We start from the raw sequence: 9,869 nt of genomic DNA on the forward strand, positions 1-9,869 counted from the left end.
CCGCCGGCACCGCCCGCACCGCCCGCACCGCCCGTGACGCTTTCGTTTTCGGGTGCGGGTGGCCCCTGTGATGTGTTCTCACCGTCGGCGGTTGCGGGGCCGAGCAGAGTTCCGGCCGGCCCCTCGTTCCATGGCGCGGGTGGTCTCACGGCCGTACCTCCTCCTCGTCCGCGGCGAGCACGTACGAGTCCCGGACCCCGGCCGGTCCGGGCGCCCACTTGGCGGACTCGTCCGGGGTCAGCAGCTCCGCGATGTCCAGGACGTGGTGGCCCTTCATCGACGGCAGGCACGTGCCCCGCGCCGGGCCGATCGCCGCCGCCCAGTCCGGCGGGATCGCCGAGGCGCCCCGGGTGGCGCCGGCCAGGGCGCCCGCGACCGCCGCCGTCGTGTCGGCGTCGCGGCCCATGTTCACCGCCATGAGCACCGCCTCCGTGAAGTCGCCGTCGGTCGCCGCGTACGCACCGAAGGCCAGCGCGACGGCCTCCGGTGCCAGGTCCGTCCACGGATAGCCGCCGATCACCACCGCGGAGCGGACCGCGCGTTCGCCGTGATGGGCGACCGCCACCGCACGGCGCAGACAGCGGGCGGTCCAGGAGTCGTCCGGTACGACCGCCAGGGCCGAGGCGACCACGACGCCGGCCGGGGCACCCGCCATCGCCGCCGCCACGCCCGCGGCCACCGCCTGACCGCCGTAGATGCCCTCGCCGTCGTGGCTCACCGAGCCGTCGACGGCGACCAGCCGGGCCGCTTCCGCCGGGCGTCCCGCCGCGAAGACGCCGAAGGGGGCAGCCCTCATGGCCAGCCCGTCGCTCCAGGCGTGACGGTGCTGGGCCGAGATCGGTGCCACGAGACCGCGGCGCAGGTTCTCCAGCGTGCCGCGCTCGCTGAAACCCGCACCCCGGAACGGGCCCTCGTCCCGGTCCGCGATCCACTGGTGCCAGGCCGCCTCCGCGTGCGCGACCGTGAGCGCGGAGCCGTGCCGGGCCAGCAGCAGCCCGGAGAAGATCGCGTACTCGGTGTCGTCCGTACCGCAGGGGTGCTCCGCCACGTACCCGGTGATCCGGCCCCAGCGCGCGCGGATCTCCGACGGCCTCATGTTCTCGGCGGGTGCGCCCAGCGCGTCCCCGACGGCGAGCCCGAGCAGTGCGCCGCGCGCCCGGTCGCGCGGGCCGACGGCGTCATCGGGCGCCGGGACCGGGGAGATGCAGGCGATGGAAACCATTCGGTGCCTCTCTGCTCTGAGGGCCTTGCCGCGAGGGGTCGATCTGCTCGTCAAGGGGTCGGTCTGCTCGTCAGGTGGCTGATCTGCTTTTCGGATCTCTGCCACACAGCGCGCCCCACCGGCTTCGGGAACCCCCTTCTGTCACCCGGTCGACATCTGCGCGGGCCTTTGTACGCATGAGCGCGATCGGGGCCGTGGTGCCCTGGCGGCACCCGGACATGTGCCGGTAAGTACGGCCTTCCTTGCTGGCGAGAGGCATTTTCCGCGCGTACGTTCGAGGTTGAGGAAGAGGTCGAACAACGCAAGGGGGAGCCGGAACCGTGGCCGTCATCGACACCCGAGCGGTGCTGCACAAGGCGCACCGGGACAATCACACGCACCGTGACGTGAACGGCGGGTGGCTGCGCCCCGCCGTCTTCGGGGCGATGGACGGGCTCGTGTCGAACCTGGCCCTCATAACCGGTGTCGCGGGCGGCTCCGTCGGTCAGCAGACGATCGTTCTCACCGGCCTCGCGGGACTCGCCGCGGGGGCCTTCTCCATGGCCGCCGGGGAGTACACCTCCGTCGCCTCGCAGCGCGAACTCGTCGAAGCGGAGCTCGACGTCGAGCGCGGAGAGCTGAGGAGGCATCCCAAGGACGAGGAGCAGGAGCTCGCCGAGCTCTACGAGAGCCGCGGTGTCGAGCCGGGGCTCGCCCGCGAGGTCGCCCGGCAGCTGTCGCACGACCCCGAGCAGGCCCTGGAGATCCACGCGCGCGAGGAACTGGGGATCGACCCGGGCGACCTCCCCTCGCCGGCCGTCGCCGCGGTGTCGTCCTTCGGCTCCTTCGCCCTGGGCGCCCTGCTCCCCGTACTGCCGTACCTGCTCGGCGCGACGGCTCTGTGGCCCGCTGTGCTGCTGGCGCTCGCCGGGCTGTTCCTGTGCGGTGCGGTCGTGGCCAGGGTGACGGCGCGGTCCTGGTGGTTCAGCGGACTGCGGCAGCTCGCCCTCGGGGGGACCGCGGCGGGTGTGACGTACGCCCTGGGCAGTCTGTTCGGTGCGGCCGTATGATGGATCAGCTGGCTACCTATGCGACGGGCCGTATAAGTAGTCGTTACCAGGCGGTTTCGAATGCTTAACCGCTGGGCATGAGCCGTAAGCGCCGCGGGCAATGACGCTCGCTTCGCACCCCTGTGGTGGGCGACGTAGCCCCCTGCGCACACAGAGTCGGCGGACAATGATCTGTCCGGTCGGCTCCCCATGATTCCCGCCGCCGCGCGCGGTACTCGCGCCGTGCGCCAGCGGCGTCCGCATGTTGGAACGAAGTATCCAGTTTCCGAGAACCGTTTCATCATGTAACCTGCACGAAATTTTGCGCAGAGGGCCAGCGTCGTCCCTCGGCACCTGCGCCCCCAGAGCCCCAGGGCCTGGGAGGCAACCACAGCCACTGACGACGACGGGAGAGCCGATGCGTACGCCGCGCCAGCCGTCCCAGCACTCCGCGAATGGCCAGAACTGGTCCTTCATGGATGCTCGCCCTGCTGCGCAGGGTATGTACGACCCCCGCAACGAGCGCGACGCGTGCGGCGTCGGCTTCGTCGCGACCCTCACCGGCGAGGCGTCCCACACCCTGGTCGAGCAGGCCCTCACGGTGCTGCGCAACCTCGAACACCGCGGTGCCACCGGCTCAGAGCCCGACTCCGGCGACGGCGCGGGCATCCTCTCCCAGGTCCCCGACGCCTTCTTCCGCGAGGTGGCCGGATTCGAGCTGCCCGAGGCCGGGGCATACGCCGTCGGTATCGCCTTCCTGCCCGAGGAGGGGACCGACGAGGCCGTCGCACAGATCGACGCCATCGCCGCCGACGAGGGCCTGACCGTCCTCGGCTGGCGCGAGGTGCCCGTCGCGCCCGAGCTGCTGGGCGCCACCGCCCGCTCCACCATGCCCGCCTTCCGCCAGATCTTCGTGACCGACGGCGCGAGCAAGGGCATCGACCTCGACCGCAAGTCCTTCGTGCTGCGCAAGCGCGCCGAGCGCGAGGCCGGTGTCTACTTCCCGTCGCTCTCCGCGCGGACCATCGTCTACAAGGGCATGCTCACCACCGGTCAGCTGGAGCCCTTCTTCCCGGACCTGTCCGACCGCCGCTTCGCCTCCGCGATCGCGCTCGTGCACTCCCGGTTCTCCACGAACACCTTCCCGAGCTGGCCGCTCGCCCACCCGTACCGCTTCGTCGCACACAACGGCGAGATCAACACGGTCATGGGCAACCGCAACTGGATGCGCGCCCGCGAGTCCCAGCTGGTCTCCGACCTGTTCGGCCCGCAGGAGAAGCTGGAGCGGATCTTCCCGATCTGCACGCCCGAGGCGTCCGACTCGGCCTCCTTCGACGAGGTGCTCGAACTGCTCCACCTCGGCGGCCGCTCGCTCCCGCACTCCGTGCTGATGATGATCCCGGAGGCGTGGGAGAACCACGACTCCATGGACCCGGCCCGGCGCGCCTTCTACCAGTACCACTCCACGATGATGGAGCCCTGGGACGGCCCGGCCTGCGTCACCTTCACCGACGGCTCCCAGGTCGGCGCCGTGCTCGACCGCAACGGTCTGCGCCCCGGCCGCTACTGGGTCACCGACGACGGCCTCGTCGTCCTCGGCTCCGAGGTCGGCGTCCTCGACATCGACCCCGCCAAGGTCGTCCGCAAGGGCCGCCTGCAGCCCGGCCGTATGTTCCTCGTCGACACCGTCGAGCACCGCATCATCGAGGACGACGAGATCAAGGCCGAGCTCGCCGCCGAGAACCCGTACGGGGAATGGCTGGAAGCCGGCGAGATCGAGCTCTCCGACCTGCCCGAGCGCGAGCACATCGTGCACACCCACGCCTCGGTCACCCGCCGCCAGCAGACCTTCGGGTACACCGAGGAGGAGCTGCGCGTCCTCCTCGCGCCGATGGCCAAGGCCGGTGCCGAGCCGATCGGCTCCATGGGCACGGACTCGCCGATCGCCGCGCTGTCCGAGCGCCCCCGGCTGCTCTTCGACTACTTCACCCAGCTGTTCGCGCAGGTCACCAACCCGCCGCTGGACGCCATCCGCGAAGAGCTCGTCACCTCGCTGCGCTCCTCGCTGGGCCCGGAGGGCAACCTGCTGGACCCGACCGCCGCGTCCTGCCGTTCGGTCACCCTGCCCTTCCCGGTGATCGACAACGACGAGCTGGCCAAGCTCATCCACATCAACGCCGACGGCGACATGCCCGGCATGAAGGCCGCGACCCTCTCCGGTCTGTACCGGGTCTCCGGCGGCGGTGACGCCCTCGCCGCGCGCATCGAGGAGATCTGCGCCGAGGCCGACGCCGCCATCGACAACGGCGCCCGCCTGATCGTCCTCTCGGACCGCCACTCGGACGCCGAGCACGCGCCGATCCCGTCGCTGCTGCTCACCGCGGCCGTCCACCACCACCTCATCCGCACCAAGCAGCGCACCGAGGTGGGCCTGCTGGTCGAGGCCGGCGACGTCCGCGAGGTCCACCACGTCGCCCTGCTCATCGGCTTCGGTGCCGCGGCCGTGAACCCGTACCTCGCGATGGAGTCCGTCGAGGACCTCGTCCGCGCCGGGACGTTCCTGGCGGACATCGAGGCCGAGAAGGCCATCCGCAACCTGATCTACGCCCTCGGCAAGGGCGTCCTGAAGGTCATGTCCAAGATGGGCATCTCCACCGTGGCCTCCTACCGCGGTGCCCAGGTCTTCGAGGCCGTCGGTCTCGACCAGGCCTTCGTCGACAAGTACTTCAACGGCACCGCCTCCAAGATCGGTGGCGTCGGCATCGACGTCGTCGCCAAGGAGGTCGCCGCCCGCCACGCCAAGGCGTACCCGGCCTCCGGCATCGCCCCCGCGCACCGCGCGCTGGAGATCGGCGGCGAGTACCAGTGGCGCCGCGAGGGCGAGCCGCACCTGTTCGACCCGGAGACGGTCTTCCGCCTCCAGCACTCGACGCGTGCGCGCCGCTACGACATCTTCAAGAAGTACACCGACCGCGTGAACGAGCAGTCCGAGCGCCTGATGACGCTGCGTGGACTCTTCGGCTTCAAGAGCGACCGGCAGCCGATCTCCATCGACGAGGTCGAGCCGGTCTCCGAGATCGTCAAGCGGTTCTCGACGGGCGCGATGTCGTACGGCTCGATCTCGCGCGAGGCGCACGAGACGCTCGCCATCGCCATGAACCAGCTGGGCGGCAAGTCCAACACCGGTGAGGGCGGCGAGGACCCGGAGCGCCTGTACGACCCGGCCCGCCGGTCGTCGATCAAGCAGGTCGCCTCCGGCCGCTTCGGTGTCACGTCCGAGTACCTGGTCAACTCCGACGACATCCAGATCAAGATGGCCCAGGGCGCCAAGCCCGGCGAGGGCGGCCAGCTGCCCGGCCACAAGGTGTACCCGTGGGTGGCGAAGACCCGGCACTCGACGCCGGGCGTGGGGCTCATCTCCCCGCCGCCGCACCACGACATCTACTCCATCGAGGACCTGGCCCAGCTGATCCACGACCTCAAGAACGCCAACCCGCGGGCCCGCATCCACGTGAAGCTGGTCTCCGAGGTCGGCGTCGGGACCGTGGCCGCGGGTGTCTCCAAGGCCCACGCCGATGTCGTGCTGATCTCCGGCCACGACGGCGGTACGGGTGCCTCCCCGCTGACCTCGCTGAAGCACGCGGGCGGCCCCTGGGAGCTCGGTCTCGCCGAGACCCAGCAGACGCTGCTGCTCAACGGCCTGCGCGACCGGATCGTCGTCCAGACCGACGGCCAGCTGAAGACCGGCCGTGACGTCGTGATCGCCGCGCTGCTCGGCGCCGAGGAGTTCGGTTTCGCCACCGCGCCGCTCGTCGTCTCCGGCTGCGTCATGATGCGCGTCTGCCACCTGGACACCTGCCCGGTCGGTATCGCGACGCAGAACCCGGTGCTGCGCGAGCGGTTCACCGGCAAGGCCGAGTACGTCGTGAACTTCTTCCAGTTCATCGCCGAAGAGGTCCGCGAGCTCCTCGCCGAGCTGGGCTTCCGCTCCATCCAGGAGGCCGTCGGCCACGCCGAGACCCTCGACGTGACCCGCGCGGTCGACCACTGGAAGGCGCAGGGCCTGGACCTGGAGCCGCTGTTCCACGTGCCCGAGCTGCCCGAGGGCGCGGTGCGCCACCAGCTGATCGAGCAGGACCACGGCCTGGAGAAGGCGCTCGACAACGAGCTCATCAAGCTCGCCGCCGACGCCCTGGCCGCGTCCAGCGCCACCGACGCCCAGCCGGTGCGCGCCCAGGTCAAGGTCCGCAACATCAACCGCACGGTCGGCACCATGCTCGGCCACGAGGTGACGAAGAAGTTCGGTGGCGCGGGCCTGCCCGACGACACCATCGACATCACCTTCACGGGCTCGGCGGGTCAGTCGTTCGGCGCCTTCCTGCCGCGCGGTGTGACGCTGCGCCTGGAGGGCGACGCCAACGACTACGTCGGCAAGGGCCTCTCCGGCGGCCGGGTGGTCGTCCGTCCCGACCGGGGCGCCGACCACCTCGCCGAGTACTCGACGATCGCGGGCAACACCATCGCGTACGGCGCGACCGGCGGCGAGCTGTTCCTCCGGGGCCGTACGGGCGAGCGGTTCTGCGTGCGGAACTCCGGTGCCCTGGTGGTGTCCGAGGGCGTGGGCGACCACGGCTGCGAGTACATGACCGGTGGCCACGCGGTGGTCCTGGGCGAGACGGGCCGCAACTTCGCGGCCGGTATGTCCGGCGGCATCGCGTACGTCATCGACCTGGACCGCGACAACGTCAACGTCGGCAACGTGGACGCCGTCGAGGCCCTGGACGACGCCGACAAGCAGTGGCTGCACGACGTGGTGCGCCGCCACGCCGAGGAGACCGGTTCGACGGTCGCCGAGAAGCTCCTCGCGGAGTGGTCCGTGTCCGTGGAGCGCTTCAGCAAGATCATCCCCAGCACGTACAAGGCAGTGCTCGCCGCCAAGGACGCCGCCGAGCGAGCCGGTCTCTCCGAGTCCGAGACGCACCAGAAGATGATGGAGGCGGCGATCAATGGCTGACCCGAAGGGCTTTCTGAACCACGGCCGTGAGGTCGCCGAGTCCCGGCCGGTCGAGGAGCGCCTCAAGGACTGGAACGAGGTCTACGTCCCCGGCTCCCTGCTGCCGATCATCAGCAAGCAGGCCAGCCGCTGCATGGACTGCGGTATCCCGTTCTGCCACAACGGCTGCCCGCTGGGGAACCTGATCCCCGAGTGGAACGACTACGCCTACCGCGAGGACTGGGCGGCCGCGTCGGAGCGCCTGCACGCCACGAACAACTTCCCGGAGTTCACGGGCCGCCTCTGCCCGGCCCCGTGCGAGTCGGCGTGTGTGCTGGGCATCAACCAGCCGGCCGTGACCATCAAGAACGTCGAGGTCTCGATCATCGACAAGGCGTGGGAGACCGGTGACGTCGCCCCGCAGGCGCCCGAGCGCCTGTCGGGCAAGACGGTCGCGGTCATCGGCTCGGGCCCGGCGGGCCTGGCCGCCGCGCAGCAGCTGACCCGGGCCGGCCACACCGTCGCCGTCTACGAGCGCGCGGACCGCATCGGTGGCCTCCTCCGCTACGGCATCCCCGAGTTCAAGATGGAGAAGCGGCACATCAACCGCCGTATCGAGCAGATGCGCGCGGAGGGCACCCGCTTCCGTACGGGCATCGAGATCGGCCGCGACCTCAAGGCGACGGACCTGAAGAAGCGGTACGACGCGGTCGTCATCGCGGCGGGCGCCACCACCGCCCGTGACCTCCCGGTCCCCGGCCGCGACCTCAAGGGCATCTACCAGGCCATGGAGTACCTGCCCCTGGCCAACAAGGTGCAGGAGGGCGACTTCGTGGCGCCCCCGATCTCCGCCGAGGGCAAGCACGTGGTCGTCATCGGCGGCGGCGACACCGGCGCGGACTGCGTGGGCACGGCCCACCGCCAGGGCGCGGCCTCGGTGACGCAGCTGGAGATCATGCCCCGCCCGAACGACGAGCGGAACGCGGTCTCCCAGCCGTGGCCGACCTTCCCGATGCTGTACAAGGTCACCTCGGCCCATGAGGAGGGCGGCGAGCGCGTCTACTCCGTCTCGACCACCCACTTCGAGGGCGACGAGGACGGCAACGTGCAGTGGCTGCACCTCGCCGAGGTCGAGTTCGTGGACGGCAAGCTGACCCAGAAGCCGGGCACGGAGCGGAAGATCCCGGCCCAGCTGGTCACCCTCGCCATGGGCTTCACGGGCCCCGACCGCGAGAACGGCCTGGTGGACCAGTTCGGCCTGGAGCTCGACGAGCGCGGCAACATCGCCCGCGACGCCGACTTCCAGACCAATGTGCCGGGTGTCTTCGTGGCCGGTGACGCGGGCCGCGGTCAGTCCCTCATCGTGTGGGCGATCGCGGAGGGCCGCTCGGCCGCCCGTGGTGTCGACCGCTTCCTCACGGGTGCCAGTGACCTGCCGGCGCCGATCCGCCCGACGGACCGTGCGCTGATGGTCTGACGGCCCCTCCAGTACGTCCCGTACAAAGGCGTACGGAACACAGACGGCGCCCGCCCCGTGTCCCCGACCGGACGATGGGGCGGGCGCCGTCGCCTGTCCGGGGCCCGACCGGGGCCTGTCCGGGCCCCGAGGTCCCGGGCGTCCGGCGCCGTCGCTACGGCACCCGGTACGTGTCCCCGTACACCTGCCACACGAGTGGTGGCTCGAATTTCAGGTTCCCCTCCCGCAGGAAGCGGCGCTGGGCCGTGTCGATGCGGGTTGTGTCGATGCGGGTCGTGTCGTGGTCGGAGTCCTCCGACCTCATGGCCTTGCGGCGGATGTCGAGGAAGACGTCCAGATAGGCCCTCTCGCGGCCGCCTTCCGCCGGGGTCTTCGCCTTGCTCCGGGCGCGCTCGCGGAGGACGTAGAAGCCGTCGGAGTCGATGCCGGGGCCGTGGAGGACCATGGCGTCGTAGTAGATGAACTGGCCGAGGGTGCCGAGGCCGTCGAGTTTGGCCAGGCGGACCGCCGGGTCGAAGTAGACGCGGTCGCGTTCGGTGTTCTGGGCCTTGCGGAACGCCGGGACCCGTGCCTCGGCCTTCCATGCCTTGGTGAAACCGGGGTCCAGGCCCTCGTGGGAGTCCGTGCCGTCGACCTCGCGCAGGGCGGGCAGGTACTCGGCGAGGGCGTTGTCGGGGTGGGCCTTCGTGTAGCGCTCGACCAGGGCGAGCAGGTCGTGCGTGCCGGTGCAGAAGCCGATGATGCCGGCGGTGTAGCCGCAGCCGTCGTCGGTGTCCTCGATGGTGCCGTACGCGTTGCGCCAGTCGAGGGTCGAGTTCTCGGCGCTCGACACGACCTTCTGGGCCAGCTCCTTCTTGGCCGAGGCGGCCAGCCCCGGGGGAGCGGCCGCGATCATCTCGTTGTCGGCGGCGAGCTCGGCCTCGGCCCGGGACTTCGCGTTCTGGCCGGCCGATTCCGACGTCGTCGTCCCGCTTCCGGAGGCGTCCGTGTCCGAGGGGCCGGGAGTGAACAGGTAGACCGACGCCGTGATGACCAGCGGGGCAGCGGCGAGCAGGAGACAACCGGCGCGTTTCATGGCGCATAGCGTATGTGGGGAGCGCGTGGGGGAGTTAGGCGGGTTGGGTGATTTGCCTGGGTGTCGGGTTGGGG

Annotated in this window: 5 protein-coding genes; 3 read left to right on the forward strand and 2 right to left on the reverse strand. The window is 70.7% G+C overall.

Annotation, left to right across the window (positions count from 1 at the left end):
* Nucleotides 1-145: 145 nt before the first annotated feature.
* Complete coding sequence (locus FNH04_RS33805) at nucleotides 146-1,222, reverse strand: ADP-ribosylglycohydrolase family protein (RefSeq protein ID WP_152789666.1); 1,077 nt, start codon at nucleotides 1,220-1,222, stop codon at nucleotides 146-148.
* Between the two features lie 320 nt (nucleotides 1,223-1,542).
* On the opposite strand from FNH04_RS33805, the gene FNH04_RS33810 reads away from it, so the two are divergent.
* The 3 genes from FNH04_RS33810 (at nucleotide 1,543) to FNH04_RS33820 (ending at nucleotide 8,720) form a co-directional block, all read left to right on the forward strand.
* Entirely contained in the window at nucleotides 1,543-2,271 is a 729-nt protein-coding gene (locus tag FNH04_RS33810) for a VIT1/CCC1 transporter family protein (RefSeq protein WP_322724625.1), read from the forward strand.
* 397 nt (nucleotides 2,272-2,668) lie between these two features.
* Complete coding sequence (gene gltB / locus FNH04_RS33815; protein ID WP_152789667.1) at nucleotides 2,669-7,264, forward strand: glutamate synthase large subunit; 4,596 nt, start codon at nucleotides 2,669-2,671, stop codon at nucleotides 7,262-7,264.
* A complete protein-coding gene (locus FNH04_RS33820; RefSeq protein WP_152789668.1) occupies nucleotides 7,257-8,720 on the forward strand; it encodes a glutamate synthase subunit beta in 1,464 nt (487 codons plus the stop codon). Before gltB ends, FNH04_RS33820 begins: the two co-directional genes overlap by 8 nt.
* A gap of 154 nt (nucleotides 8,721-8,874) precedes the next feature.
* On the opposite strand, the gene FNH04_RS33825 is transcribed toward FNH04_RS33820, so the two are convergent.
* A complete protein-coding gene (locus FNH04_RS33825) occupies nucleotides 8,875-9,795 on the reverse strand; it encodes a chitosanase (RefSeq protein WP_152789669.1) in 921 nt (306 codons plus the stop codon).
* Between the last annotated feature and the right edge of the window lie 74 nt (nucleotides 9,796-9,869).

This window comes from Streptomyces phyllanthi, from assembly GCF_009377205.1.
Classification (GTDB): domain Bacteria; phylum Actinomycetota; class Actinomycetes; order Streptomycetales; family Streptomycetaceae; genus Streptomyces; species Streptomyces phyllanthi.

Bases quoted from the DNA above. Each gene is read 5' to 3' on its own strand.
- FNH04_RS33825 (WP_152789669.1), bottom strand. From the start codon at position 9,795: ATGAAACGCGCCGGTTGTCTCCTGCTCGCCGCTGCCCCGCTGGTCATC.
- FNH04_RS33805 (WP_152789666.1), bottom strand. From the start codon at position 1,222: ATGGTTTCCATCGCCTGCATCTCCCCGGTCCCGGCGCCCGATGACGCC.
- FNH04_RS33820 (WP_152789668.1), top strand. From the start codon at position 7,257: ATGGCTGACCCGAAGGGCTTTCTGAACCACGGCCGTGAGGTCGCCGAG.
- gltB (WP_152789667.1), top strand. From the start codon at position 2,669: ATGCGTACGCCGCGCCAGCCGTCCCAGCACTCCGCGAATGGCCAGAAC.